Annotated in this window: 25 protein-coding genes and 1 pseudogene; 10 read left to right on the top strand and 16 right to left on the bottom strand. The window is 39.3% G+C overall.

The genetic code is table 11. The features are described from left to right. Positions 1 to 18 precede the first annotated feature (18 nt). Complete coding sequence (locus I6F45_RS06505) at positions 19 to 2,661, bottom strand: EAL domain-containing protein (RefSeq protein WP_166419157.1); 2,643 nt, start codon at positions 2,659 to 2,661, stop codon at positions 19 to 21. 320 nt (positions 2,662 to 2,981) lie between these two features. Between I6F45_RS06505 and I6F45_RS06500 the strand changes: the two genes are divergently transcribed. The 8 genes and pseudogenes from I6F45_RS06500 to I6F45_RS06465 all read left to right on the top strand — a co-directional run bounded on the left by I6F45_RS06500 (position 2,982) and on the right by I6F45_RS06465 (position 9,265). Continuing rightward, positions 2,982 to 3,425 carry a MerR family transcriptional regulator gene (locus I6F45_RS06500; RefSeq protein WP_165741484.1) on the top strand — a complete coding sequence of 148 codons (444 nt, stop codon included), beginning with the start codon at positions 2,982 to 2,984 and terminating at the stop codon, positions 3,423 to 3,425. Next, positions 3,415 to 5,661, top strand: coding sequence for a heavy metal translocating P-type ATPase (locus I6F45_RS06495; protein WP_197160009.1), 2,247 nt, complete (start codon positions 3,415 to 3,417; stop codon positions 5,659 to 5,661). The genes I6F45_RS06500 and I6F45_RS06495 overlap by 11 nt, the downstream gene beginning before the upstream one ends. 20 nt (positions 5,662 to 5,681) lie before the next feature. Then, a complete protein-coding gene (locus tag I6F45_RS06490) occupies positions 5,682 to 6,035 on the top strand; it encodes a cupredoxin domain-containing protein (RefSeq protein ID WP_024593887.1) in 354 nt (117 codons plus the stop codon). Positions 6,036 to 6,099: 64 nt separating this feature from the next. After that, complete coding sequence (locus I6F45_RS06485; protein WP_007585532.1) at positions 6,100 to 6,315, top strand: TIGR02450 family Trp-rich protein; 216 nt, start codon at positions 6,100 to 6,102, stop codon at positions 6,313 to 6,315. A 615-nt stretch (positions 6,316 to 6,930) separates the two neighbouring features. Beyond that, positions 6,931 to 7,143 carry a calmodulin gene (locus I6F45_RS06480; RefSeq protein WP_007585535.1) on the top strand — a complete coding sequence of 71 codons (213 nt, stop codon included), beginning with the start codon at positions 6,931 to 6,933 and terminating at the stop codon, positions 7,141 to 7,143. 169 nt (positions 7,144 to 7,312) lie between these two features. Continuing rightward, positions 7,313 to 7,519 carry a calmodulin gene (locus I6F45_RS06475; protein WP_197119601.1) on the top strand — a complete coding sequence of 69 codons (207 nt, stop codon included), beginning with the start codon at positions 7,313 to 7,315 and terminating at the stop codon, positions 7,517 to 7,519. A 382-nt stretch (positions 7,520 to 7,901) separates the two neighbouring features. Beyond that, positions 7,902 to 8,084 (top strand): annotated as a pseudogene (locus I6F45_RS06470) (calmodulin); the annotation flags it as partial. A gap of 233 nt (positions 8,085 to 8,317) precedes the next feature. Then, positions 8,318 to 9,265, top strand: a complete 948-nt coding sequence (locus I6F45_RS06465) for a PDC sensor domain-containing protein (protein ID WP_024591129.1) — start codon at positions 8,318 to 8,320, stop codon at positions 9,263 to 9,265. Between the two features lie 35 nt (positions 9,266 to 9,300). Here I6F45_RS06465 and I6F45_RS06460 read toward each other — a convergent pair whose 3' ends face one another. Further along, complete coding sequence (locus I6F45_RS06460) at positions 9,301 to 10,920, bottom strand: M28 family metallopeptidase (RefSeq protein WP_197119600.1); 1,620 nt, start codon at positions 10,918 to 10,920, stop codon at positions 9,301 to 9,303. 142 nt (positions 10,921 to 11,062) lie between these two features. On the opposite strand from I6F45_RS06460, the gene I6F45_RS06455 reads away from it, so the two are divergent. Beyond that, positions 11,063 to 11,212 (top strand): hypothetical protein, encoded by a 150-nt coding sequence (locus I6F45_RS06455; protein WP_007585545.1) that lies wholly within the window; start codon positions 11,063 to 11,065, stop codon positions 11,210 to 11,212. Between the two features lie 106 nt (positions 11,213 to 11,318). On the opposite strand, the gene I6F45_RS06450 is transcribed toward I6F45_RS06455, so the two are convergent. Next, the gene (locus I6F45_RS06450; RefSeq protein ID WP_007585551.1) at positions 11,319 to 11,558 is read right to left on the bottom strand and encodes an RNA recognition motif domain-containing protein; all 240 of its coding nucleotides are present in this window, start codon (positions 11,556 to 11,558) and stop codon (positions 11,319 to 11,321) included. 256 nt (positions 11,559 to 11,814) lie between these two features. Between I6F45_RS06450 and I6F45_RS06445 the strand changes: the two genes are divergently transcribed. Continuing rightward, positions 11,815 to 13,101 carry a VCBS domain-containing protein gene (locus I6F45_RS06445; RefSeq protein ID WP_197119599.1) on the top strand — a complete coding sequence of 429 codons (1,287 nt, stop codon included), beginning with the start codon at positions 11,815 to 11,817 and terminating at the stop codon, positions 13,099 to 13,101. A gap of 76 nt (positions 13,102 to 13,177) precedes the next feature. Here the strand turns inward: I6F45_RS06445 and lipA are convergent, their stop codons facing one another. From lipA to leuS, 13 genes are all read right to left on the bottom strand, one after another. Continuing rightward, positions 13,178 to 14,143 (bottom strand): lipoyl synthase, encoded by a 966-nt coding sequence (gene lipA / locus I6F45_RS06440; protein ID WP_002958515.1) that lies wholly within the window; start codon positions 14,141 to 14,143, stop codon positions 13,178 to 13,180. Next, entirely contained in the window at positions 14,140 to 14,793 is a 654-nt protein-coding gene (gene lipB, locus I6F45_RS06435; RefSeq protein WP_166419152.1) for a lipoyl(octanoyl) transferase LipB, read from the bottom strand. Before lipB ends, lipA begins: the two co-directional genes overlap by 4 nt. A 19-nt stretch (positions 14,794 to 14,812) precedes the next feature. After that, on the bottom strand, positions 14,813 to 15,091 hold the full coding sequence (ybeD, locus tag I6F45_RS06430; protein WP_002958517.1) for a DUF493 family protein YbeD: 279 nt from the start codon (positions 15,089 to 15,091) through the stop codon (positions 14,813 to 14,815). Between the two features lie 175 nt (positions 15,092 to 15,266). Next, a complete protein-coding gene (locus I6F45_RS06425; RefSeq protein ID WP_165728924.1) occupies positions 15,267 to 16,430 on the bottom strand; it encodes a serine hydrolase in 1,164 nt (387 codons plus the stop codon). Between the two features lie 99 nt (positions 16,431 to 16,529). Then, the gene (locus I6F45_RS06420) at positions 16,530 to 17,294 is read right to left on the bottom strand and encodes a septal ring lytic transglycosylase RlpA family protein (RefSeq protein ID WP_197160007.1); all 765 of its coding nucleotides are present in this window, start codon (positions 17,292 to 17,294) and stop codon (positions 16,530 to 16,532) included. Further along, complete coding sequence (gene rodA / locus I6F45_RS06415; protein WP_165728922.1) at positions 17,294 to 18,400, bottom strand: rod shape-determining protein RodA; 1,107 nt, start codon at positions 18,398 to 18,400, stop codon at positions 17,294 to 17,296. Before rodA ends, I6F45_RS06420 begins: the two co-directional genes overlap by 1 nt. Then, positions 18,397 to 20,265: a penicillin-binding protein 2 gene (gene mrdA / locus I6F45_RS06410; RefSeq protein ID WP_197160005.1), complete on the bottom strand. Its 1,869-nt coding sequence runs from the start codon at positions 20,263 to 20,265 to the stop codon at positions 18,397 to 18,399. The genes rodA and mrdA overlap by 4 nt, the downstream gene beginning before the upstream one ends. Before the next feature lie 9 nt (positions 20,266 to 20,274). After that, positions 20,275 to 20,745, bottom strand: coding sequence for a 23S rRNA (pseudouridine(1915)-N(3))-methyltransferase RlmH (rlmH, locus tag I6F45_RS06405; protein WP_007585562.1), 471 nt, complete (start codon positions 20,743 to 20,745; stop codon positions 20,275 to 20,277). A gap of 37 nt (positions 20,746 to 20,782) precedes the next feature. After that, positions 20,783 to 21,100 carry a ribosome silencing factor gene (gene rsfS, locus I6F45_RS06400; protein WP_165728920.1) on the bottom strand — a complete coding sequence of 106 codons (318 nt, stop codon included), beginning with the start codon at positions 21,098 to 21,100 and terminating at the stop codon, positions 20,783 to 20,785. Positions 21,101 to 21,155: 55 nt separating this feature from the next. Then, positions 21,156 to 21,791, bottom strand: a complete 636-nt coding sequence (gene nadD, locus I6F45_RS06395; RefSeq protein ID WP_197160003.1) for a nicotinate-nucleotide adenylyltransferase — start codon at positions 21,789 to 21,791, stop codon at positions 21,156 to 21,158. A gap of 21 nt (positions 21,792 to 21,812) precedes the next feature. After that, positions 21,813 to 22,850: a DNA polymerase III subunit delta gene (gene holA / locus I6F45_RS06390; protein ID WP_197160000.1), complete on the bottom strand. Its 1,038-nt coding sequence runs from the start codon at positions 22,848 to 22,850 to the stop codon at positions 21,813 to 21,815. Next, a complete protein-coding gene (locus I6F45_RS06385; protein WP_197159992.1) occupies positions 22,850 to 23,341 on the bottom strand; it encodes an LPS-assembly lipoprotein LptE in 492 nt (163 codons plus the stop codon). Before I6F45_RS06385 ends, holA begins: the two co-directional genes overlap by 1 nt. Before the next feature lies 1 nt (position 23,342). After that, positions 23,343 to 25,931: a leucine--tRNA ligase gene (leuS, locus tag I6F45_RS06380; protein ID WP_166419146.1), complete on the bottom strand. Its 2,589-nt coding sequence runs from the start codon at positions 25,929 to 25,931 to the stop codon at positions 23,343 to 23,345. Between the last annotated feature and the right edge of the window lie 167 nt (positions 25,932 to 26,098).

Below are 26,098 nucleotides of genomic sequence, written 5' to 3'. Positions count from 1 at the left end.
TGATATTTATCTAAACTTTTATTTTTCATCACATGGGCAGGGTTTACCAATATGGTAGCCCTGTACATAGTTAACACCGATAGTCTCAAGTATTTGGTTAATCTGTTCATTCTCTACAAACTCTGCAATGGTCTGCATTCCCATCATATGGGCTATTTCATTAATAGATTTGACTATTTGTTGATCTACTTGGCTGCGTTCAATATTTTTAATTAAACTGCCATCTATTTTAAGATAATCAGCTGGTAGGTTTTTTAAATATTCGTAAGTAGACGCGCCACTGCCAAAATCATCGATTGCGAACTTAATACCAAGTACTTTCATCTCTCTTATAAAATTTTGAACTTTAGTTATCTGAGATATAGCAGCTGTTTCGGTGATTTCAAAACAAATATTCTTAGCATTGATATCACTTTTTTTTATGAGTTTAATTATGTGTTGTACAAACGCCTCATTACTTAGGCTAATCCCAGATAAGTTAATAGATACAAGGGTATTATTATCAGGGAAAAACTCTCTATATCTCACTAATAAAGTACTCACTACCCATTGATCTATTAATGTTATTAAGCCATTTTTTTCTGCAGCTGGAATAAATAAATCAGGGGGAATTAGTTTATTATCAAGCGCTTTAAAGCGAATTAAAATTTCGTAGTGGGCTTGTTCACTTATAGAAGAGCTTAGTGGAGCTATTTGCTGTTTAACTAAAAAAAACTGATTATTAGTAATAGCTTGGCTAATATTCGCAATATAGCCTATTTGAAGTGCTTCGTTGTATAAACTATTGTTACCGTGATCGGTAATATAAACACGACCTCGGCCTAGTTCTTTAGCTTTATAGCACGCTAGATCTGCTTTACTAAGTAACTCTGTCGCATTTAGTCCATATGTTATAGGCACCATACCTATACTAATACCTGAGTCAAAAATTCGTTCATTCCATATAAACTTATAGCTTCTAATCGTACTAATTATTTTTTCACAGGTGAGCTGAGCTTGCTCTAAAGTTGAATCATTAACTAATAAAGCAAATTCGTCCCCGCCTAAACGTGCAAGTAAGTCTTTATTAGTAATGCTTTGCTTTATAAGTGTCGCGACTTCACATAACATGGCATCACCAACTAGGTGACCTGCGCTGTCATTAACTAATTTGAAGCGGTCTAAATCGAGTATACATAAAAAGCGTGGAGCTTGATTATTTTGCTTATTAGATAAGTAAGCTTTCAGTTTTTCATTAAAGGTTTGGCGATTTATAAGCCCAGTAAGTTGGTCATAGCTTGCTTGATATACGACTCGTTCCGAAAGCTGATGTTGCTGTGTGATATCCTTAATTATTCCGCGGTAACCCGAAAAATTACTGTTTTGATCAAAGGTTGGCTTAGCCACGAGCATTAAAATTTTAAGATCTTTACTGGATAATTTTATTTTTATAATTAGGTTTTTTATTTTATTTTTTTTCTCAGTAGCTACTTTATAATTTTCCCAAGGAAACTCAATATTATTGTTATTTTTCAATAATGACTCAAAGGTATGATTAAGCATTTTTTGCTGAGATAAATTAAAAAATAACGTTGTATTACCAGAAATATAGCAAAGTTCACCTAATTGATTTGTTTCCCAAAATACATTTGCGCCAGCTTGAGCTAAGTCTTTATAACGCTGTTGATTTATATTTAATATTTTTTGGTTTTGCTTTGTACGTCGAATTATTTCAGCCATTAATATAATGATGCACAGTGCTGTGCTAAATGCTGTAATAGTAAGCCAAACGTAGGTTTTGTACTTTTTATAAAAGCTTGTTTTTTGATTAATAAGAACTTTAGGTGTGGGGGTTAAAGCTAAATTAATACCAATTTCTTCTAATTTTCCAACATCTAAAACCCATATGCTTTGCGCCTGTAAAATAGGCTGTAACAGTGAAGCCTCAGTACCATTTAATATTTTCTTAATGAGCTGACTCGTCTGCATTGCGTGCTGAATACCGTCAAGTTCGTGTGCGCCAGTTGCGCCATTATTTAACGTAACTTTTGCAATAGTGAATATGGGTCTAGTAGTATGCTTAGCTAGTAAAGAGCTACTCTCGCTCCAGCGAATAAGTTCATTTCTTTGATTGGGATTAATGAGTTGTCCGATCACCAGTATTGGAATGTTTTTAGAGTATGGGGTAAGTGTTGTTGCAATATCTATTTCATTTAAATCGATGACCTCATAAATATGTTTAGGTGCTTTTGGGTCCTTATTAATTGCTCTAATTTTATTTAAGTTTATTTTACCGGTTATACTGCTGTCGGAAATAACAATTAACTGTTCTTTCCCCGTCATTCTCTTTATATCGAATACTGTTTGGGCAAGGTTTCTATTTTCGAAAACACCTGTCATGTTTTTTTTTGCTAAAATTTCAGGTGTAACTTGGTTAATACCACTGTATACAATTGGTAATGAAGGGAAAAATGTAGCCCTGTGACCTGTCACCCACTCGAGTGCAGAGTCATCTGTTACAGCAATAAGGCTTAAATTAGTAGATATGTATTTGTGTTGGAGGTAGGTCAAAAATTGTTCTTTAAATTTTCCTTGAGGATAGCGCTTAGCATCCATAAATTCATGGAATAAATGCGTACTTTTTTCTTCTTTAAAAGAATCTTCAAATCCTTTTTTAAGCATACTGGTCCACTCATGCTCACTATGATAAGAATGAATGATCAGAATATTATTTTTAGCATTTTCTGCTATGCCTAGATTGCTATATAGGCAACCTATAAAAATGATAAGGTATTTTAGCAAAACATAAAATAATCAATTTGTTAGGGAGTTTATAGTATGCGTTTAATTGCACTATATCCAACTTTCGATTAAAAATACGAGTTAAGTTTATACTATTATATTTTTTGTAGGGAAAAGTCATTGCATTTTAATGATGCTATTGACCTATGTGTTGCACCTAGGTTTATTATGAAACTACTGAAACATGACGGAGCTAAATTATGTATGTTAAACAACTCGCCAAGTTAATGGGCGTGACTGCCGATACTGTTCGTCATTACACGCGTGTTGGGTTACTTAATCCAATACGCAGTGAAGAAAATGGCTATCAAGAATATACAAAGCGAGACCAGCAACGTTTAAAGTTTATTATTAGCTCTCGTCAACTTGGTTTTTCACTCAAAGATATTCAACAGATTATAGGCGAGTCAGAGCAGGGGAATTGTCCTTGTCCGTTAACGCGTAAACTCATTACTAAACGCCTAGAAGAAACCGAAGCACTATTTCAAGAAACATTAAAATTACGAAACAGAATGCATGCAGCTCTGGAGCAATGGGATACATCAGCCGATGGTGCAAATACCAGTGACGTGTGTAGTTTAATAGAATCTTTTGTTGATCCAATAAACGATTCTGCAAATAAGGAGCAGCGTAATGACGACTAATACAAAAGACACCGCGCAAAACTTTATTATTGAAGGTGCTAATTGTGGCAGTTGTGTGGCCAAAATTGAAAAAGCCCTCAATAGTGTTCAAGGTGCGCAAAGCGTAGAAATGAACTTTGCTGAGCGTACTGTACGTGTAGAAGGTAAAGCCGACGAAAGCACGCTTATTAAAGCAGTCGAAAACATTGGTTATTCAGCTAAGCCAATGAGTAACGAATCTGATCAAGATGCACTTGATGAAAAAGCAAAGTCAGACGAGGCACATTACAAAAAGCTAATGCGTAATATGATATTAGCGTTAGGAGTCGGTACACCGTTAATGATATACGGGCTTATTTTTGACATGAGTGTAACCACCGACACACAACGAATAGCGTGGTTTTTAGTGGGTATAGTCACGCTTGTAGTTATGGCTATATCAGGTAAACAATTTTACAACGGCGCATGGCAAGCATTTAAAAACCATGCGGCAAATATGGATACATTAATAGCGCTTGGTACAGGTACTGCGTGGTTGTATTCAATGTTTGTGGTAATAGCACCAAACTTATTACCGGAAGTTGCAAGACACGTATATTTTGAAGCATCATCGATGATCATCGGTTTAATTAGTTTAGGGCTCGCTTTTGAAGTAAAAGCACGTGGGCGCACCTCACAAGCAATTAAACGCTTAATTGGCCTGCAACCAAAAACTGCACGCGTGATTCGCGATGGGCAAGAGCAAGACATCGACATTAGTGATGTTGTAAAAAATGATGAAGTACGCGTACGCCCGGGTGAAAAAATCCCTGTAGATGGCGACGTTATTGAAGGCAGCAGTACGGTTGATGAGTCAATGCTTACTGGTGAGCCAATGCCTGCCCGCAAAAAAACGGGCGACAAAGTCGTTGCCGGAAGTATTAATAAAAGTGGCACTTTATTATTTAAAGCCACGCACATTGGTAGCGAAACCACACTTGCCAATATTATCAATATGGTAAAGCGTGCACAAAACTCTAAGCCATCAATAGGGCGCTTAGCTGATGTTATATCAGGAATATTTGTACCAACAGTCATGATTATTGCAGTACTTGCGGGTCTTGCATGGTTAAACTTTGGACCTGAGCCATCAATTGCTTATGCCGTTGTTGCAATAACCACTGTACTTATTATTGCGTGTCCTTGTGCGCTAGGACTCGCAACCCCTATGTCGGTTATGGTGGGTATTGGTAAAGCCGCTGAGTCGGGAATATTAATTCGAAATGGTGAGTCGCTGCAAACAACATCTAAAATCACCACCATGATTTTAGATAAAACAGGCACTATTACTCAAGGTACACCGCAAGTTACCGATGTAGTTACGTTTAATAACAGTGATGAAAATACAGTAATGCAACGTGTTGCAAGCCTTGAAAGTAGCTCAGAGCATCCACTGGCAGAAGCAATTACGGCACACGCTAAAAAGCAGGGCTTAGCTTTAAGTAAAGTAGCCGATTTTAACGCAATTACAGGTAAAGGTGTAACTGGCAGTGTTGACGGGCAAACATTGTTGTTTGGTAATAAAGCGCTAATGGATAAATACGATGTAGCCGTTGATGATGCAACCGAGCAAGCTCAAACACTTGCCAGTGATGCTAAAACGCCCATGTATTTTGCAAGTAATAATAAGCTCCAAGCTATTATTGCAGTAGCAGATCCTATTAAAGAGGATTCAGTTGAAGCTATTAAACGCCTGCAAGATAAAGGTATTCACCTAGTTATGCTAACAGGTGACAACAAAGCCACTGCACAAGCCGTTGCTAAGCAAGTTGGTATTGATGACTTTATTGCAGAAGTCATGCCTGATGACAAAGTAAACGAAGTAACAAAGCGCCAAGCAAACGGTGAAATAGTGGGTATGACAGGTGACGGTATTAACGATGCCCCCGCACTTGCGCAAGCCGATGTAGGGTTTGCAATTGGCACAGGTACCGATGTTGCAATAGAAAGTGCAGACATTACCTTAATGCGTGGTTCGTTACATGGCCTTGCTGATGCAATTGCAGTGAGTAGTGCAACTATTTTAAATATTAAACAGAACCTATTTGGTGCCTTTATTTATAACGTGGCGGGTATTCCGATTGCAGCCGGCGTGTTGTATCCATTTTTTGGCATCCTACTTAACCCTGTTGTTGCCGGTGCAGCTATGGCACTTTCATCGCTTACAGTGGTAAGTAACGCTAATCGCTTACGTTTTTTCAAACCAAATAAATCGTAATTTAAGCTAAGGAGTACATTATGTTGATGATTAATATAGGTGGTGCACTGTTAATAGCCGCAATTATTTATTGGTTTTGGCTATACAAGCCAGAGCAAACACAAAGTGATGACAACAAAGTAACGATAGTTGTTGATAACGGTGTTTATAAGCCAGGACACATTAAAGTGGCAGCCAACAAAGAGGTTGTACTTACCTTTGATAGAAAAGATGGCGCGCCGTGCGCCGAAACAGTGGTATTTCCACAGCTTGATATAAGTAAAACGCTGGCAATGGGTGATGGCAATACAGTTAAACTACCTGCGCTTGAAGCCGGTGAGTATGACTTTCATTGCCAAATGCAAATGTACAAAGGCAAGCTAGTTGCGCAGTAGTCTGAACTAAGTAGGTGTTGGGGTCGTATAATTGCCTTATATAAGTTATGAGTAGTTACATTAAATGAATAAATTAAACCCTAAAAAATTATTGAATAGTAAATGGACCGCAACACCTTCTATAAATAAAGAAAAACACTTCATTATTGTTGAGGTGGAATTTGATGAAGATGGCAACGTAATTGAATGTATTACCGAGGCTGTTATGTCAAAAAATCAATATCCAATTAGTTGGCGAGATTTAAAAGATAACCAAAAGTGGCTGCAAGGGTGGAAGTAGTTTAAATCTACATAGTTTACCTCACTCCAATAGCGGCACATTTGCAGATAGCTGGCACACGATGTAGGTTTGCTTAACTCAAGCGAACCTATATTTTACGGCGCATTAAGTTATGAACTCAATGCTATAACTTAGCTCATATATCACATTCTTTCTGAGTAATTCGCCATTTGGCAACAAAACAGTTAATTTCAAAATATCCTTTCAAAATTTTTATAATAAATCTCAAAAATAATGTAACTGACTAATTATAAATGAATTAATTATTTAATAGTCGCGAACAAATCCTATGTTACTTCCATGTTCATATTCAGTTTATTTTGAAGACTAACCCAAACACCCCCCTTATTGGCTTTTTAGCAAAAGTGTGTCTTTTTAACTAAATCTAACTAATTGATTTATATCGGTTTATTGCTTTTAGGTAAATGGCTGTTGCTAAATAGCAACAATAACACCTCCTCAAATTAAGCTTCTCTCGCTTTATATTGTTTAACTCATTGTTTTTAAATAATAAATAAAAAGTGGCACCGAAGTTGTAATACCTAGAGTGTATTAAGCAAAACGTGATGAAAGCCAAAGGCCTTAATTGCAACAACCCAATGAAGGAATACTATTATGAAAACATTTCAATCAACACTAGTACTAATGGCGCTAGCTTCTTCATCAGCGGCTTTTGCAGCAACAGATTTTGATACGCTAGACGTAGATGGTAATGGCGCAATCAGCCAAGCCGAAGCTTCAGTAGATGCTGAGCTTTTAAGCAAATTTGAAGAACTCGATACAAACCAAGATGGTGAGCTATCTGAAGATGAGTTTTCTAAGGCCTAAAATTAAAGCCTTAAGCAGTTAATGCTCTGTAATGTTATCTAAATTCTGAGTTGCCAAAGACAACCTAAGTAGGCAAGGGAGCCTACTAAAAAGAATAACCAGGAAGTGACTAGAGAGCACTATAGAGCAAATTTATTTAGGACACCGCATACTTTTGAAGGATTAAATTATGAAAAAGCTACAATCAACATTTGTACTTATGGCTATTGTTTCTTCGTCAGTAGTATTTGCAAACACAGACTTTGAAACACTCGACGCAGACGACAACGCTTCAATTAGCCAAACTGAAGAATCGGCGCAAGTGATAGAGCAATTTGACGAGCTGAATGTTCAAAGTAGCGATGGTCCGACAGAAAATGATTTTTTTGAATATTAATTTATAAACACTTTACTCCTAAAGGATCTTTGAAAAGGACTTCTTACCTCTAATCAGGTCACCCCTAATCAGGCTCAAAGCCTAAGGAAACGATTATGAAAACATTACACAAAACTTTAGGGCGTATTGATCTTTGTGGATTGAAATTTGTTCAATCTAGGGACGATTAAATCGCGGCGCGAGGTTTGTAACCTAGTGGGCTAAGTAAAAACCGAGCAACAAAGAGTTAATCGTCCCTAGAAAGAACCCAAAGGGCAGCGCATGTTTGGTATTTATGCTGCGTTATCGCCTATTTATGGGGAATAACCACACTACATAGGCTCTGCGTTGCCTAAAAACCAAACATACTGCTGCAAATTCACCCACCAAAGATCAACACGCCCTACCACTTGCAGCCCTTGCTTCTTCTTCAGCGGTAGATTTTGGTTCTTTTGATACTGATGGCGACGGCGTAATTAGCAAATCAGAAGCACAAGTAAACTCGCAACTAGTACAGTTATTTGATCAACTAGATGCAGATGGAAATGGCGAGTTATCTAAAGAAGAGTTTTCAAAGGTTCAATAACAGGCTCTATATTTGAGTTAGTTGTAAAACCTTACCAGTCATACTCACAAAGCAGCTAAGTAATTAATACTTAGCTGCTTTTTTGTGCATTTAATTTAATATATTACTTTTTAGTCACCAAAATAGTGCAAAACACGAGTTTGAATATCATTAAGTTGCTGATTGTTAGGTTATTTTATTATTGGTTTTAAACTTGCAAATCTATTTATAACTTAGGTTAATGAGTATTTAAAATGGCGCGAATGAGTTATATCAGTAGTGTTGAGCGCTACCATGAATATGAGCATGTGATACACAGTTTACTTGAATCTATTTTGATGAGTATTGAGGATGGGTTAACTAAGGAGCGTGATACCCGCTACCTGATTAAGCAGTACCCATTTTTAGAATTACAATATTGTTTAAATGCAGAAGGTTTGCAGCAGGGTAATAATGTCTGCTTTAAACGGGCATATAGCAAAAAACTAGGTGAAAGTGGTAATCAACAAGATTTAAGCGAGCGCCCCTATTTTTTGAACGCTAAAACAAGTGATAGGGTGTGCTTTACTGATCCCTACATTTCTATAGCGACTAACCATTTATGTATATCGGCGATTAAAGAACTAAAAAAACCAATTAATAATCAACATTACTTGGTCGTTGATGTGAGCTTAACGCAGCTTATTGAGTTTGTAATGGGTGATACTGCGCGCGCTAATATGTCGCCTTACTTTAAAGCGGGTTACGGTATTATTGTTGCGTGCTTATTTTGCTTAGTATTATTTTTACTGAATATCGTTTTTAATGATATATACGCGCTATTAACCCATGTAGATACCTCATCAGACCCACTTGAACCCTTTAGTATCATTATTTACATCACCCTAGCATTAGCAGTATTCGATTTAGGTAAAACAATACTCGAAGAAGAAATCCTTATGCATAAGGATATTTTTAGGCACTCATCTACGCGGCGCACTATTACACGGTTTATATCTACCGTGTTGATTGCTATATCAATTGAGGCGCTGTTAACTATGTTTAAAGCGGCGCTGGGGCAATCGGAATATTTAATGCCTGCAATAGCGATGATGCTTGCAGTAGTGGGGCTTTTAATTGCACTGGCTATCTATGTTTACTTAGGGGCAAAGGCCGAAACGCTATTAATGCGGGCTCGTTTAAAACAAAAATCCTCCAAGTAGGAGGATTTTTATATTACATAACTATTAATAGTTATTTATTGTTTATCTTGCGCGCGTTTGGCTTTAAAGTCAGACTCGCTCGTCCACTTTGGCCAATCGCCATTGTTTGCAAGTTGAGTGGCTATATCAACAATAAGATCTATATCTTGCTTAACGCCACCTAACGACCAATCAGCTGAGTAGTCGTCTGCTTCTTTATGGTACTTATGCGCTATGTATTCAGGGTCGGTATCGCCCAGGCTCATAAATAATAGACTAGGCACACCTTGCTTAGAAAGTGAGAAATGATCAGATCTAAAAAATAAGCCATTTTGCGGGCGAGGATCCATTTTAACAACACGGCCTTGTGATTTTGCAGCCTTTGCTAAATAGTTTTCCATTGTCGATAAATCTTTACCGTATTGTAAAATGTAGTCAGTGCCATCAAGCACGTTCATGCCATCAATATTTAATAGACCGACCATTTTTTTTGTAGGTACAACCGCACCCGATGCAAATTCTTCAGAACCAATTAACCCCGTTTCTTCTGCTGTAAAGTTAGCAAAAATAATTGAGCGTTTAAATGGTTTTTGCTTATTCATTTTGCTCATGATGCGTGCTATTTCAAGCGTGGCTGCAGTGCCTGAAGCGTTATCTACTGCGCCGTTATAAATCTTAGGGCCAGTATCCGTTTGTTTAGTACCAAAGTGGTCCCAGTGAGCGCTAATAACAACGTATTCGTCAGGTGATTCGCTACCTGTAATTTGTGCAACTACGTTATGCGATTTTGCATGAGATACTTCGTTTTTAAAGGCAAGGTTTGCTTTTAAGTTAAGTGGCGTCGCTTTAAAGTCATCATTTAATGCTGCTTGTTTTAAATCTTGATAGTTAAGCTTTGCGGCGTTAAACATTTTCTCAGTCGCATCAAGTGTTAGCCAGCCCATAACCGGTAATTTAGACGCGTTTAAATTGTTATCCGTTAACGTGTATTTAGTGCCGGTGTTTGAACTTTCAACTACGCCCCAAGGGTATGCCGCAGGTGCTGTTTCATGAACAATAAATACAGCCTTTGCACCTTGGCGAGCGGCTTCTTCATATTTATAAGTCCAGCGACCGTAGTAGGTCATTGCATTACCAGTAAAAAGGGCATTGTTTTGAGTAGCAAAGCCTGGATCGTTAACTAGCACAACCACTGTTTTATCTGTTACATCAATATTTTTATAGTCATTCCAGCTATATTCTGGCGCATTAATGCCATAGCCAACAAATACAACGTCAGAGCTTCTTACATCAATTAATGGCTGAAGTTGCTCGGTACGTGCGGTAAAGTCTTTGCCTGATTCAAAGCTCAAATCACCTACCTTTAACTGCATGTCCTGATTAGCTGTCACCATTGCCATTTTTACAGGCTGTAAGTATTTACCTTTATAAGCACCGGTTAAACCCAGCGCTTTATATTGCTCGCTTAAGTAGCCTACTGTTTTTACTTCGCCATGAGTAAGCGGGCCTCGGCCTTGAAAGTCATCAGAGGCTAGCGTTTTAATATGCTGTTTAATATTGCTAAGGCTTACACCGGCTGTATTTTCTAATGGGGTTTGTTGGCTTGCAGGCTCTGAGCAGCCAAAGAGTGCAACTAGCAGGCTTAGGCTAGCGCTTTTTAAAAGAGTAGATGCCATAGTCTTCATATTGTTATTTAATTAGGCTTTCAATATAAAGGAAGCACCGCAGCGATGTCGAATTTTTATAGAGAACTTTTCATTCAATTGCAGATTGATTTATTTATGTGTATAAATAACGAACAACCTAAAGGAGCACATAATGAGCCAATGTAAAAAAAGTGGGTATTTATTTATAGCTAGTGGCATTGCATTTTTTGCTGCTGCAATATTAGCTGAGCAGGAGACATTTTTTGTGCTGTCTGCTTCTTTTATAATATTGGGCACTATAAGTATAAAAAAAGCGGCTTAATAACCGCTTAGTTTTTTTAGCTAAATATAAAGCTTAAATACAATACTTGGCACTAAAAGCAAAAAACCAGCATTAGCTGGTTTTTTAGTATAAGTTGCAGTTAGCTTTATGCGTCTGCAAGCTTTACGCGGATCTTACTTTTATCAACAGTAGATTGGTTAAGTGCTTTAATGGCGCTTTTACTTTCTATGTCGTTTGGCATTTCTAAAAAGGCAAAGCCTTTAGATTGGCCAGTTTCTTTATCAAGTACCAAGTTGCAGGTAGTCACTTTACCGTGCTCTGCAAATAAAGTACGAAGCTCATGCTCAGTGGTAGCACGAGACAAGTTACGAACTAATAGTTTCATAATGAACCTAAATAATTATGTCAGTATTAATTATCTCAAGTAACTCAGCTTTAACCTAATTTTATTTTAAAACATATATAAATAAACGTTCTATAGGAATAATTGTTTGTATCACACTGAAAAAACATAGCTTTTATAATTTTAAATAGATTGCCATCAAATTGGTCATGTTAATTGGTAATTGAGTTGTGGTTATTTGCATAGTTAATTGGTAAGTTTATGTTTTATTAACTTACTATTAACTATAAAACTAACAATGCCTAAATATAATCTTAAACTGCGTAATGTAATTACAACCGCACTTCTATCTTGTTTAGTTGTTGGTTGTGGCAGCTCTGGCTCTGATTCTACGGTGCAAAATAATGAAGCGGTTACTTTACAAACTCCTGCAATAATTGGTGGTAATAGCCGAGGCGAAGTTATTAGTGATAGTAATGATGCAATAACAGGCTCATTAACCATTACTGATCAACAATCCGGTGAGGCTGCTTTTATAGCACAAGAAAATAGCGCTACAAGCTATGGTTTTTTTAGCTTAAATGCTGGTGGAGATTGGTCATACACACTTGATGATTTAAATGCTTCAATAACATCTTTAAGTGAAGATGAAACACTGCAAGACACAATAACTGTAAACTCTTTAGATGATACTAGCGTGCAAGTTGTCATAACAATTGTTGGTGCACCAATAGCTCAAGCTGATGGCTTTGAGAAAATATCACACGTTTTATTGCAATCAGATGGCGTTAATTCGGGGCTTGACGCATACACGCTTATTGAAAATGCCTTCGGCGAAGGGTCAATTGAATCCCCAGATTTATACGCTGGCAATCATGAAAGTGTTGTCCATATTATTGAAGATACCGATACGATAATTGGTAACCATTTTGTCTTTTTAGCTCACCGAGATGATGACCAAGATAAAGACAAAGGCGTAAGTGATAGACAACGTAACGAAATAAAAACCTACGATAAATCACCACAAGAAACACTGGCGTTTGAGGGTGAAACATTTCAATACAGTTGGAAATTTAAAGTAAGCAGCGAGCTTGAGCTTACGAGTAAGTTTAGCCATTTTTTTCAAATGAAAGCCCGAAATGATAGCAACGACAACACCAATGGTAATGACGATCAGCCTATTATCACGCTTTCTGGGGCGCAAAAAAACAGTACAGGTAATCAGCTGCAAGTGCGATATAGTGCAGGCTTTGATGAAAACGGTAACAGCACGGGTCTGGATAGAAACTTAATTGAAACCGACTGGTCAGTTATTACTGATGAATGGGTCGAAGTATTTGTACAAGCTACATTTAGTGAAAATGGCAAGTTTGATATGGCGTTAACGCGCTTAAGCGATAATGCAGAGATATTTAATATAAGCGAGCAAAACATAGATATGTGGCGCGGCTTTAGTGATGATGATTTTGCTCGTCCTAAGTGGGGAATATACCGCTCGATTGTTGAAACCGACAGCCTTCGCGCTGATGAAGAACGAGTTAGATTTGCTGATTTTTCTATTACAAAAGGTAAGTTAGCGCAGTAAGCTATAGCATTAACATGAAAAAGCCGTTAATGATTATGCATCATTAACGGCTTTTTAAATTTTTTGAGAAAAGTGATTATTTCACTTCTTTACCTGCAGCTTGTTGATCAGCATGGTAGCTTGAGCGTACAAACGGGCCTGAAGCCGCGTGAGTAAAGCCAATTTCGTCTGCATACGCTTTTAAGCCATCAAACTCTACTGGTGGCACGTAGCGCTTAACCGGTAAGTGATGCTTAGAAGGTTGTAGGTATTGGCCTACAGTAAGCATATCTACGTTGTGAGCACGTAAATCGCGAAGTACTTCTTCAATTTCGCTAATTTCTTCACCTAAACCAACCATTAGGCCTGATTTAGTTTTTACTTCTGGGTGAGCTTCTTTAAAGCGACGAAGTAATTCTAAAGACCATTTGTAGTCAGCACCAGGACGAGCTAGTTTATATAAACGTGGCGCAGTTTCAAGATTGTGGTTAAACACATCTGGTGGCGTCTCGATTAGTATCTCTAGTGCGCGGTCCATACGGCCACGAAAATCTGGTACTAAAATTTCGATAGTGATTGTTGGATTGTGCTTACGAATTTCGCGAATACAATCAGCAAAGTGTTGTGCACCACCATCACGTAAATCATCACGGTCAACCGAAGTGATTACAACGTAGCTTAGCTTCATATCTTTAATCGTAAGTGCTAGCTTTTCAGGTTCAGTGGCATCAGGTTTTAATGGGCGACCATGGGCAACATCACAAAATGGGCAACGGCGAGTACATATTGCACCTAAAATCATAAAAGTAGCTGTACCGTGGTTAAAACATTCTGATAGGTTAGGGCACGAAGCCTCTTCACATACCGAGTGTAAGCCATGTTTACGTAGCGCTTTTTTAATGCCGTCAATGCGATCGGTAGATTTAGGTAAGCGAATTTTTAACCATTCTGGCTTACGTAACATTTCAGTTTTTTCTGTAGGTAAAACTTTTACTGGGATCAACGCCATTTTTTCTGCGTCGCGTAGTTTTACACCTGGTTCCATTTTGACTGGTTTATTCATTCGTTTTCAAACCCTTCAGTATGCTTAACCTGTGTTGCATTAAGCTTATTGATCATGTGTTTTACCAATCCTTCACCCGCACTTTCTAGGTTTTGAGGACCATCTAATTCTTTAGTTTGCACCATATTCATGCCCGCATAACCACATGGGTTAATGCGTAAAAATGGACTTAGGTCCATATTAACATTTAATGCTAAGCCATGAAACGAGCAACCACGACGAACTCTTAACCCAAGAGATGCAATTTTGCTGTCGTTAACGTAAACACCTGGTGCATCAGCTTTAGCATACGCCTTGATACCGTATTCGGCGAGTGATTCAATAATGCACTCTTCAAGCCACGTAACCAGCTCACGTACACCAATTTTTAAACGACGTAGATTAAATAATACATACATCATTTGCTGGCCTGGACCGTGATAAGTTACTTGTCCGCCACGGTCAACTTTAATCACCTCAATGTCGCCAGGAGCAAGTAAGTGTTCGTCCTTACCAGCTTGACCTTGGGTGAATACACTCTCGTGCTCTACAAGCCAAATTTCATCTGGCGTATTTTCATCACGGGTGTCGGTAAAGTCCTGCATTTTTTGCCAAATTGGCATATAACGCTGGCGACCCAGTTGGCGTACGATCAAAGTGTTTTCGTTCACAACAAATCTCAACTATGGATTAAAGCATGTGGCGTACGTCATCAATATTGCTGATCACGTTGTAAATTTCTTCAATGTGTTTGCCACTAGTAACTGTTGCTACAAGGCTTACTGACTCGTAATTACCTTTGCTGCTTGGTTTTACTTTAGGGGCGTAATCGCCAGGTGCTATTGGTTGTAACTTAGCTAAAATTTGATCAGTTAAGTTTACATTAGCTAAACCCATTATTCTGAATGTAAATGGGCAAGGGTACTCTAGGTACTCATCAAATTTAGTATCTTTAACAGGTTGAACCACGACGGTGACTCCTCATACAAAAGTGTGGACTCTATGCAAGCTCGAAGCTTAATACAGATAGGCAATTAGCAGTCTTGCTTATATGGGGCGCATTCTAACATTTTTCAAGCAAAAAAAAACGCCTCACAGTGGAGACGTTTAAATTAGTTACCCACGTTAGTAGGGCAACTGTAAATTACTGCATTATCTGTAAACGTAAGTAATCATAAATTTTGCTAAAGAAGCTGCCTTCTTCCACTTCTTCAAGTGTTACTAGCGGGTATTGAGCAATATCTTCGCCCTCTAGTTGTAAGAATAACGTACCTACTTTAGTACCTTTAGCAAGTGGTGCTTCAAGCGTGTTATCTAGCTCAAAGTTAGCTTTAAGGTTTTTATGCTGACCACGTGGGATAGTAATCGGTGTATCTTCTAAAATACCTAAAGATACATTTTCTTTGTTACCCATCCAAATACGTTGTTCTGCAAAGCTGTCGCCTGCTTTGTACGGAGTAATTGTTTCATAAAAACGAAAACCATAGTTAAGTAGCTTTTTACTTTCTACTTTACGAGCACGTTCGCTGGTAGTACCCATAACAACAGCAATTAAACGCATATCGTTTTTAGTTGCTGAGGTAACTAGGCTGTAGCCTGCTTCTGATGTATGGCCAGTTTTAATACCGTCAACATCTAAGCTTTCGTCCCACAATAATGAGTTACGGTTATATTGCTTAATGCCGTTATAAGTAAATGACTTTTGCTTATAAAGTGCGTATTCGTCTGGCACATCACGAATAAGTGCAGCGCCGAGGGTTGCCATATCGCGCGGAGTTGTGAAGTGCTCGTCAGTATCAAGGCCGTGGCTGTTGATAAAGTGGCTGTTGCTCATACCTAATTTAGCAGCATGGGCATTCATTAAATCAGCAAATGCGCTTTCGCTTCCAGCAATATGCTCAGCCATTGCAACACATGCATCATTACCAGATTGAATAATAATCCCGTGGTTAAGCTGATCAACACTAATTTGCTTACCTACTTCAATAAACATTTTAGAAGATTCTGGGAAGTTTTTAGCCCATGCTTTTTCGCTTACCGTTACCATATCGGTATTGGCAATGTTACCGGCTTTAATTTCAGTACCAATTACATAACTGGTCATCATTTTAGTTAAACTTGCTGGTGCTAGCTGTGTGTCAGCTTCACCTTCAGCAATTACTTTACCAGTTGTAAAGTCGACTAAAAAATAACCTTTTGCATTAACTTGAGGTGGTGCCGGAATAATTTGGGCGCTGGCTGAGAATACGGCGGCTGTACAAACGAGGCCGCATACACCTTTGAGGATTTTATGTTTAATAGATTTCATCATACTCATTAATGGTTAAAGTTAAAGATTCGCGTTACGCTATTTTATACCCAAACCAGCCCGAGATGCGAGCATCTTGGGCTGGTTTGGGTATTAGTCTTACTGAGTGTAAAGCAAGAACGCGTTTTGAAATTGATTTTGTTTTAATTTTTTTAATACTTCGTCTGCATGAGGGGTGTCTTTTATTGGCCCTAAATGCAGTCTGTAAATGTCGTCTTTTTGAACGATATTTGTTGGTAATTTGTATTGATCTCGCAATGTACTGGCAAGTGCTTCAATATTGGCAAGTGTACTACCTGCAGCTACTTGAATATAGGTTTGACGCGCAGTTGCGCCGGCAAGGGTAACGGCCTCTAGCTTAACCTTTGCTGTACCATGAGTGTAATAGCCAAGCTTATAAGCGGCAGCATACGAAAGGTCAATCACTCTATCGTCATGAAACGGGCCCCGGTCGTTTACGCGTACTATTACCGATTTACCATTTGCGGTATTGGTTACTTTAACAAAGCTAGGTAATGGCAGTGTTTTATGCGCTGCGGTCATGGCAAACATATCGTAGGTTTCACCATTTGAGGTGTGATAACCATGAAATTTTCGACCATACCACGAGGCAATGCCTTCCTCAGAATAACCTGTTTCATCAAGCATAGGGGAATAGCTTTTACCAAGCACTGTGTACGGGCGGCTTGCGCTGGCACTTTTAGTGGTTTCGGTTACTATCGCGTCTTGCATTTCAAGCGTAGTAGGAGCTCTAAGTGGTGCTGCATCGTGGCGCATGCTATAACGGCTACCAGAGCCACTGCTACAAGCACTTAAAAGTAAAATTAATAATGTAGTAAATATAAGCTGATTAGTGTGTCGCATTATTTTAAAAGCATCCTTTTATCTGTCGCAATTGACATAATAATGCCAAATCCTGCCATGAGCGTCACCATTGAGGTGCCACCATAACTTATAAGTGGTAAAGGTACGCCAACAACAGGTAATAAACCCGATACCATGCCTATGTTAACAAATACATATACAAAGAAGGTGAGGGTGAGTGCGCCTGCGAGCAATTTACCAAATGCATCTTGTGCATTAACAGCAATGTATAAACCACGGCCAATAATAAATAAATAAAGGCTAAGTAAAACACATACACCAAATAAACCAAACTCTTCGCTTAAAACCGAAAATATAAAGTCAGTATGGCGCTCGGGTAAAAATTCTAATTGCGATTGCGTGCCAAGCAGCCAGCCTTTACCTTCTATACCACCTGAGCCAATAGCAATTTTAGATTGAATAATATGATAACCCGAACCAAGCGGATCGCTCTCAGGGTCTAAAAAGGTAAGTACACGTTGTTTTTGGTAATCGTGCATACCGTAGTGCCAAAATGGCCATGCGGCAAGCGCTACAATTGAGCTTAAAAAGCCGATTAAACGCCAACTTAAGCCCGACAAAAACAATACAAATATACCTGAACTAGCAATAAGTATGGCGGTACCTAAATCGGGCTGTTCTTTAATTAATAAAGTAGGGAGCATTACAATCATAAAACCAATAATTAAGTGCAATGGACGAGGAGGTAGGTGATTACGCCCTATATACCAAGCAACCATCATCGGTACTGCTAATTTCATTAGTTCAGCAGGTTGAAACCGTGTAACGCCTAAATCAAGCCAGCGCTGTGCGCCTTTTGAACTTACACCAAACAAAAGTACACCCACTAGCATTAATAAACCAACGCAATAAAGTGGGATTACTAAACGCTTTAGTGTGGCAGGCGAAAACTGGGCTAAAACAACCATAGCAACAACCGCACCGCCCATACGGGTCATGTGCCTAATCATCATTGAAGAGTCTTGGCCGCTGGCACTGTATACAACCATTATGCTACCAGCCATCATGATAAGTAATGCAATCAGCAGCGGTAAATCTAGGTGCATGCGCATCCAAATAGAGCGTTTATCGTGCAAGTCGGTCATGGTGTATCGTTCCTTGCAAGATTAACTGGATTGGCTGCAAAGTAATAATCCATAAGTTGACGAGCAATTTGAATACCGCCGTGGTTGTTTTCTAATACAACAGAAACCACAATTTTTGGATCGTTATAAGGTGCAAAACCTACATAAATAGTGTTGTCACGTTGGCGCTCTTTAAGCGATTTAGCATCGTAACGTTCACCTTGTGCAATACTTACTACTTGCGCGGTACCGGTTTTCCCCGCCGAATCGTAGTTAGTGCCTTTAAATGCTTTGTGCGCTGTACCAGATATTTTTCGGACCGTGTTATGCATAGCATCTAACGATACCTGCCAATGACGTGGATCTTTTAAAATAACAGGGGGTTTTTCTTCGTTATTTATTTGCGTTACATCGCTATCTTTTTTAACCACTTGCACTAAATGAGGCGGGTGATTAATACCACGATTAACCAATATGTTAGTTGCGTTTGCAATTTGAATTGGTGTAGCAGTCCAATAACCCTGTCCAATACCTACCGAAATAGTATCGCCGCGCCACCAAGACTCTTTAAAGCGACCTTCTTTCCATTCTTTTGAAGGTAGAATAGCGGTGGTTTCTTCGTGAATATCAATACCAGATAAATCGCCATAACCAAAACGCGCCATAAAGTCGCTTATTTTAGTTATGCCTAATCGATAAGCCGCATCGTAAAAGTAAGTATCGCAAGACTCTTCAATCGCTTTGTATACATCAACATGACCATGACCCCACCGTTTCCAGTCTCGCCATTTGTGTTCAACGTTTGGAATTTGAAAAAAGCCAGGATCCCACATCGATGTTGTTTCATTTACTATGTTTTCTTCAAGCGCTAACACAGCCATTAACGGTTTTACTGTAGAGGCCGGTGCGTAACGGCCTTGCGTAGTACGGTTTATTAATGGGCGATCTTGATTCAAAAGCGCTTTATAGTTTTTACTGCTAATGCCGTGTACAAATAAGTTTGGGTCGTAACTTGGGTTTGAATAAAGCGCAAGCACGCCGCCATCTTTGGCGTCCATAACTACCACAGCGCCACGCATATCTTTAAGCCCATGCTGTGCAATTTGTTGTAAGCCAATGTCTAAGGTCAATACTAAATCGCTACCGGGTTGTGGCTGGGTCATGCTTAGGGTACGAATTACACGGCCACGGTTATTAACTTCTACCCGTTGTGAGCCCACTTTACCGTGCAATGTTTCTTCATAGTATTTTTCTAATCCGAGCTTGCCAATATCATATGTAGCGCGGTAATTGGTTGCACGATCTTCTTGTTCTAGTTGGTTTAGCTCTTTTCTATTAAGTTTGGCAACATATCCAAGCGCATGCGTTAGCGTGTCACCAAATGGGTAGTAGCGAGCCAGACGTGCCTCAATACTAAAACCAGGAAATTTATGCTGATTAACCGAAAATTTCGCCACTTCTGTTTCGTCTAAGCGGGCTTTTAATACTTGTGACTTAAATCGACGGGTGTGCTTTATATCTTTTAAAAAATCTTGTTTATCTTGCTCTGTAATCGCAATTATTTTACTTATTTGATTAAGCGATTCGTTAAGGTCGTCTACTTCTTCGGGGATGACTTCAAGATTGTAAACCGGTTTGTTTTCAGCAAGTAGTACACCGTTACGGTCGTAAATTAAACCACGATTGGGTGCAATAGGAATAACTTTAATGCGGTTGTCGTTAGAGCGGGTTTGGTAGTCTTGGTGATCTTCTACCTGAATAGTATAAAGATTAGAAAGCAATACAGCGACTAATCCCAATACAAAAACAAAACCCACGAATGCTCGCCTAGCAAATAAGTTTGCCTCTGCGGAGTGGTCACGAATAGTGGGTCTATGTTTTAGCATGGCAAGGCGTTACTCGCGATGATAAGGATGATTGTTATTTAAGCTCCAGCCTCGGTAAAGGCTCTCTGCAACAATAATACGCACCAATGGGTGCGGCAATGTTAAATTAGATAACGACCATTTTTGCTCAGACGCTGCAATGCACTCTGGAGCAAGTCCTTCAGGTCCGCCAATAAGTAAACTTACATCGCGGCCGTCGAGTTGCCATTTTTCCATATTTTTAGCAAGTTGGTGAGTATCCAGCGCTTTCCCTGTTACCTCTAACGTTACAATACGATTGCCTTTTGGAATAGCCGCTAATGTTTTTTCACCTTCAATGTGTAAAATACGCTTTATATCTGCATTTTTACCACGTTTTCCGGCTTGAATTTCAATTAACTCAAGGGCCATATCTTTAGGGAAACGGCGCTGATATTCTGCAAATCCCGTTTCTACCCATGCTGGCATTTTGGTGCCAACAGCAATCATTTGTATTTTCACGTATTACTTCCAAGCATTGTCTAAAATAAGTGAGCGTTTAGCCCCACAGTTTTTCTAGATCGTAATAGATACGTGCTTCGCTTTGCATCACGTGTACAACCACATCACCTAAATCAACCAGTGCCCATTCGCCGTCGCCTTCACCTTCATAACCTAGTGGTTCTGAATCTGCATGACGCGCTTCTTTTGCTAAGTGATCAGCAATTGACTGTACGTGACGTTTAGAAGTACCAGAACAAATTACCATGTAATCTGTGATATCTGATGTCTTAGTTACGTCAATATGAACGATGTCACGCGCTTTCATATCGTCAATTTTATCCATTGCAAAGGCGAGTAGTTGTTTTGAATCCAAGGTTTTGTCTCAATTTAAAAATTTAATGGCGCGCATTTTAACACGCTAGGAGTTTTTAAGCATCAATTTGATAGAGCTGATGCATTTGTATGTAATGACTCACTGCATCGGGCAATAGTTCATTCTTTTTATTACTTATTTTTAGCTGCTTGCGAATAGTACTTGAGGCCGCATCGAGCATTTCACCGGGTAAAAAATAAAGTTTACCGGCAAGTGACTGTTTAAGTGTTGCTGCTTCGTCCATATTTGCGTGCTGCATATAGCTTTTTAGCTCGCCGTTAACAGTGCAATGTTGAGCAGGGCGCTGGTACACCACAATATGACAAAGTTGCGTTATTGCTTGCCACTCAAACCATTTATCCAGATTGTTAAAAGAGTCCATACCAATTAAAAATAAAATAGGTGTAGTGGGGTGTTCCTTACGAAGTTCTTGCAAACTAAGTAACGAATACGATGGACCGGTTCGGTTAAGTTCTCTTAAATCGAGTTCAAAATGAGGATAAGGTGCAATAGCTGCATTTAGCATATTAATTCGATGCTGCGTACTAATACCCGGCGCAGCTTTATGTGCAGGGAGTGCACACGGCATAAAATAAAGCGTATCTAAATTAAACGCATTAACGCATTGCTGCGCCATATTTATATGGCCTAAATGGACTGGGTCAAAGGTACCACCAAAAATTGCGATCATTTAACATCCATTAGCTATTTATTAATTAGCCGTGTGGCACGGCATAGGAATGTTAAGCGGCTGGCAAAATTTAATGCAAATATGCGCAAGCGCTTGGTAAGGTGCTATTAACTTACCTTGCTTATAACTGGCATCAAACAACGCTACATCACTATTTATTTGCTCTAGTGTGTGCATGTTTAACCGGTTAATAGCATTTTGAACTGGGCCTTGTTGGTTTTTCCAAATAGCCTTTTGTTTAAATAAATTAGCGATAGGCTCGCCATTTAGTAAACCAAGTTGCACACTTATTAGTGTATTAAGCTCTTTGGTAATTGCCCACAAAATGCTCACCACTTCGGTGTTATCGCTCGCAAGTTTGTTTAATACTTTTATAGCTTGTTTAGCGTGACCATTTAATAGTGCATCACTTAAATCAAAAATATCAAACTTGGCTTGATTTAAAAGCCCTTGCATTACTAATTGCTGAGTAATTAAAGTATTGCCGTGCAGTAGTGAGAGTTTTTCAAGCTCCTGAAAACACGCTAATAAGTTACCTTCAGTGGCATTAATTAAGCTTACTTTGGCGTCGTTTTGTACATTGAGCGATAAACGTTGGCATTGATCGTCAAGCCATCGTTTTACATGCGTGCCTGTAAGCGGGTAACAAGGAACAAATACGCCTAGTTTATCAAGGGCTTTAAACCATGCACCACGTTGTACTTCTTGGCTGGCTTTAGCGCCTTTAACAATTAAAATAGTATCGGGATTAACCAGCTCAACTACTTTTTTAAAGGTGTTGCTGCCTATAACGCCTGGCTTTTGTTGGTTCAAATCAAGCTCAATAATAGTGCGCGCACTAAACAGCGACATGCTTTGATACTGGGCTATAATTTCTTGCCAATCGAACCCTTGCATTAAAGTAAACTTAATTACCTCATCAAACCCTTGCTGCTTAGCAACGTCACGAATTTGCTGTACGCATTGCGTTTCTTGAAAAGGCTCTTCCCCAAACACTAAATAAAAAGGCTTTAGCCCTTTACTTAGTTCACTCGGTAATTGATTAGCGTAGCAGCGCATTATAGTTGCGACAGCTCTCTAACAATACGACGACTGGCTTGCTCACGAATCTCGCTAATGAGTAGCTCAAGCTCTTTTGCTTTTGCTAATGCATGATCCGGATCGTCTTGGTAATTACGGTACAGTTCAAAGCGTTTTTCTATCGCTTTTTCACCTGGTCGTTTAACTACATACGATACGCCATAAGCGAGCTCGTATTCAGCAACCTGACCATTTTGAAACAACGAAAGTGTTTGGCGTTCGATAGTTTCTTTACGTAAATACAATTGAGCTTTATCTTTAGCTGACGATACTAGCTTTACATTACTCGCTTTAAGTTCTTTTTTAAGCTCAGTAAATAAAGTCGATTTTTCGTCATCGCCTACAAGTGTTAGCTGTTTTAAGTTATCAGGCAAGCTAGAGGCTTTTTTTAAATGAAAGCCACAGCTTGATAACAAAAAACAGACTAGCACTAAGGCTAGTCCATTTTTAATGGCGTTAAATGCAGCCATATTAGTTAGCTACCACGTTAAGTAGTTTGCCTGGTACGTAAATAATTTTACGAATAGTTGAGCCATCTGTAAATTTAGTGACGTTAGATTCAGCAAACGCAAGGGCTTCTACTTGCTCTTGAGTTGCACCAGCTGCCACGGTTAACTTAGCGCGAAGTTTGCCATTTACTTGCACGATGATTAATTTTTCATCTTCTACAAGAGCCGACTCGTCAACTTTTGGCCACGCAGCATCTAAAATCTCGCCTTCTTTACCAAGCTCTTTCCAAAGCTCATGTGATAAATGCGGAGTAATGGGTGCAAGCATAATAATTAATGCTTCAAGTGCTTCATTAGCAATCGCTACATCTTGTTTGTCGCTCAGTGGTGCTTTTAATAACTTATTAGAAAGCTCCATAATAGCGGCAATAGCGGTGTTAAAGGTTTGACGACGTTCAACATCATCAGTCACTTTAGCAATGGCTTTGTGTAAGTCGCGACGTAATACTTTTTGTGGGTTAGTTAGCGCTGATTTATCAAGTGCTTGGTAACCTACTGTTTTAACGTCTACCGCGTATTTCCATACACGCTTTAAGAAACGGTGTGCGCCTTCTACGCCCGAGTCTGACCATTCAAGCGTTTGCTCTGGTGGTGCTGTAAACATCATGAATAAACGCACTGTATCTGCACCATACTGGGCAATTACATGTTGTGGGTCTATACCGTTGTTTTTAGACTTAGACATTTTGCTCATACCTGATGAGAATACCGGTTCACCATCTTCTTTGTGCCATGCTTTAGTTACACGGCCTTTATCGTCGGTTTCGGTGTTTACATCAGTTGGCGAAATCCAAATGTCGCCGCCTTTTTCATCTTTACGATAAAATGTTTCAGCAAGTACCATACCTTGACAAAGTAAGCGGTCAAACGGCTCGTCTGAATTTACTAAACCAAAGTCACGTAATAATTTATGGAAAAAGCGCGAGTACAATAAGTGTAAAATTGCATGCTCAATACCACCAATGTATTGGTTTACTGGTAACCAGTAGTTAGCAGCCGCTGGATCTAGCATGCCTTCGTCGTAGCGTGGGCTACAGTAGCGTGCGTAGTACCAAGACGATTCCATAAAGGTGTCAAACGTATCAGTTTCGTGAAACGCAGGTGCGCCATTTACGGTTGTTTTAGCCCACTCTGGGTCTGCTTTAAGTGGTGAAGTTACACCGTTCATTACCACATCTTCTGGTAGTCGAACGGGTAGCATATCTTCTGTTGCGGCAAGTTCTTTACCATCTTCATCGCTAAGCATTGGAATTGGAGAACCCCAATAACGCTGACGGCTAACACCCCAGTCACGCAGGCGGAAGTTTACTTTACGCTCACCAACGCCTAGTGCTTCTAATTTGTCGGCAATAGCTTTAAAACCTGCTTCAAAATCAAGACCGTTAAATTCACCCGAATTTACAAGTACGCCTTTATCAGTAAACGCTTCTTCTTTTAGGTTTACTTCAAGGTCTGAACCTTCAGCAGGTGCAATAACTTGTTTTATATCTAAACCGTACGCTGTTGCAAATTCAAAATCGCGTTGGTCGTGTGCAGGTACTGCCATTACAGCGCCTGAGCCATAATGCATTAATACAAAGTTAGCAACCCAAATTGGTACTTGCTCGCCCGTTAATGGGTGAGTGGCGTAAAAGCCTGTTGCTATGCCTTTTTTCTCCATTGTTGCCATGTCTGCTTCGGCAACTTTGGTGTTTTTGCATTCTTCAACAAACATTGCAATAGCATCGCTATTTTTAGCGGCTTCTTGTGCAATAGGGTGGCCACCGGCAACAGCAACATACGTAACACCCATAAAGGTATCTGGGCGAGTTGTGTATACGCTAAATGTTTCGTCGTTATCGGTGCGTTTAAATTCAATATCACACCCTTCAGAGCGGCCAATCCAGTTGCGCTGCATTGTTTTAACTTGCTCTGGCCAATCTTCTAACTTGTCTAAATCGTCAAGTAGCTCTTGTGCGTAGTCGGTAATTTTAATAAACCACTGTGGAATTTCTTTTTGCTCAACCACAGCGCCTGAACGCCAACCGCGACCGTCAATAACTTGCTCGTTAGCGAGTACAGTTTGATCCACTGGATCCCAGTTAACTGTCGACATTTTTTTATACACTAGGCCTTTTTCGTAAAGCTTAGTGAAAAACCACTGCTCCCACTTGTAGTATTCTGGATGACATGTCGCAATTTCGCGATCCCAGTCATAACCAAAACCTAATTGCTTAAGTTGGGTACGCATGTAATCAATATTTTCGTAAGTCCACTTAGCGGGTGCTGTTTTGTTTTTAATAGCAGCGTTTTCTGCAGGTAACCCAAACGCATCCCAACCCATAGGTTGCATTACGTTTTTGCCTTGCAGGCGCTGGAAACGAGAAACAACATCACCAATGGTGTAGTTACGCACATGACCCATATGCAGTCGACCACTCGGATAAGGGAACATAGAAAGGCAGTAATACTTTTCTTTGCTCTCATCTTCAGTGACTTTAAATACCTGGTTTTCTTCCCAGTAGCTTTGTACTTTTGACTCTATATCTTGCGGGTTATATTGCTCTTGCATCTATGGTTCCAGACTTCTTGCAAACTAATAAAAAATTGCCGTTAGGATACCCCAAATAAAACACTATTCACAGCGTCAAAAACATGCTTTTATTAAATTGTAACTTTCAGTGCAGGTTAACCTGCTTTTTTATAGTGTGGTTAGCTAAAGACATAAGTTACAGACTG

Source organism: Pseudoalteromonas sp. SWYJZ19 (assembly GCF_015864375.1).
GTDB classification, from domain to species: domain Bacteria; phylum Pseudomonadota; class Gammaproteobacteria; order Enterobacterales; family Alteromonadaceae; genus Pseudoalteromonas; species Pseudoalteromonas arctica.
Note: the sequence above shows the minus strand (reverse complement) of the source record. Positions and strands in the feature narration are given on the sequence as shown.

Bases quoted from the DNA above. Each gene is read 5' to 3' on its own strand.
- leuS (WP_166419146.1), bottom strand. From the start codon at position 25,931: ATGCAAGAGCAATATAACCCGCAAGATATAGAGTCAAAAGTACAAAGC.
- I6F45_RS06505 (WP_166419157.1), bottom strand. From the start codon at position 2,661: ATGCTTAAAAAAGGATTTGAAGATTCTTTTAAAGAAGAAAAAAGTACG.
- I6F45_RS06425 (WP_165728924.1), bottom strand. From the start codon at position 16,430: ATGAAATCTATTAAACATAAAATCCTCAAAGGTGTATGCGGCCTCGTT.
- holA (WP_197160000.1), bottom strand. From the start codon at position 22,850: ATGCGCTGCTACGCTAATCAATTACCGAGTGAACTAAGTAAAGGGCTA.
- I6F45_RS06385 (WP_197159992.1), bottom strand. From the start codon at position 23,341: ATGGCTGCATTTAACGCCATTAAAAATGGACTAGCCTTAGTGCTAGTC.
- I6F45_RS06450 (WP_007585551.1), bottom strand. From the start codon at position 11,558: ATGAAACTATTAGTTCGTAACTTGTCTCGTGCTACCACTGAGCATGAG.
- I6F45_RS06500 (WP_165741484.1), top strand. From the start codon at position 2,982: ATGTATGTTAAACAACTCGCCAAGTTAATGGGCGTGACTGCCGATACT.
- rodA (WP_165728922.1), bottom strand. From the start codon at position 18,400: ATGACCGACTTGCACGATAAACGCTCTATTTGGATGCGCATGCACCTA.
- I6F45_RS06455 (WP_007585545.1), top strand. From the start codon at position 11,063: ATGAGCCAATGTAAAAAAAGTGGGTATTTATTTATAGCTAGTGGCATT.
- lipA (WP_002958515.1), bottom strand. From the start codon at position 14,143: ATGAATAAACCAGTCAAAATGGAACCAGGTGTAAAACTACGCGACGCA.
- I6F45_RS06465 (WP_024591129.1), top strand. From the start codon at position 8,318: ATGGCGCGAATGAGTTATATCAGTAGTGTTGAGCGCTACCATGAATAT.
- nadD (WP_197160003.1), bottom strand. From the start codon at position 21,791: ATGATCGCAATTTTTGGTGGTACCTTTGACCCAGTCCATTTAGGCCAT.
- mrdA (WP_197160005.1), bottom strand. From the start codon at position 20,265: ATGCTAAAACATAGACCCACTATTCGTGACCACTCCGCAGAGGCAAAC.
- I6F45_RS06490 (WP_024593887.1), top strand. From the start codon at position 5,682: ATGTTGATGATTAATATAGGTGGTGCACTGTTAATAGCCGCAATTATT.
- I6F45_RS06460 (WP_197119600.1), bottom strand. From the start codon at position 10,920: ATGGCATCTACTCTTTTAAAAAGCGCTAGCCTAAGCCTGCTAGTTGCA.
- I6F45_RS06445 (WP_197119599.1), top strand. From the start codon at position 11,815: ATGCCTAAATATAATCTTAAACTGCGTAATGTAATTACAACCGCACTT.
- I6F45_RS06480 (WP_007585535.1), top strand. From the start codon at position 6,931: ATGAAAACATTTCAATCAACACTAGTACTAATGGCGCTAGCTTCTTCA.
- I6F45_RS06495 (WP_197160009.1), top strand. From the start codon at position 3,415: ATGACGACTAATACAAAAGACACCGCGCAAAACTTTATTATTGAAGGT.
- I6F45_RS06485 (WP_007585532.1), top strand. From the start codon at position 6,100: ATGAATAAATTAAACCCTAAAAAATTATTGAATAGTAAATGGACCGCA.
- I6F45_RS06420 (WP_197160007.1), bottom strand. From the start codon at position 17,294: ATGCGACACACTAATCAGCTTATATTTACTACATTATTAATTTTACTT.
- I6F45_RS06475 (WP_197119601.1), top strand. From the start codon at position 7,313: ATGAAAAAGCTACAATCAACATTTGTACTTATGGCTATTGTTTCTTCG.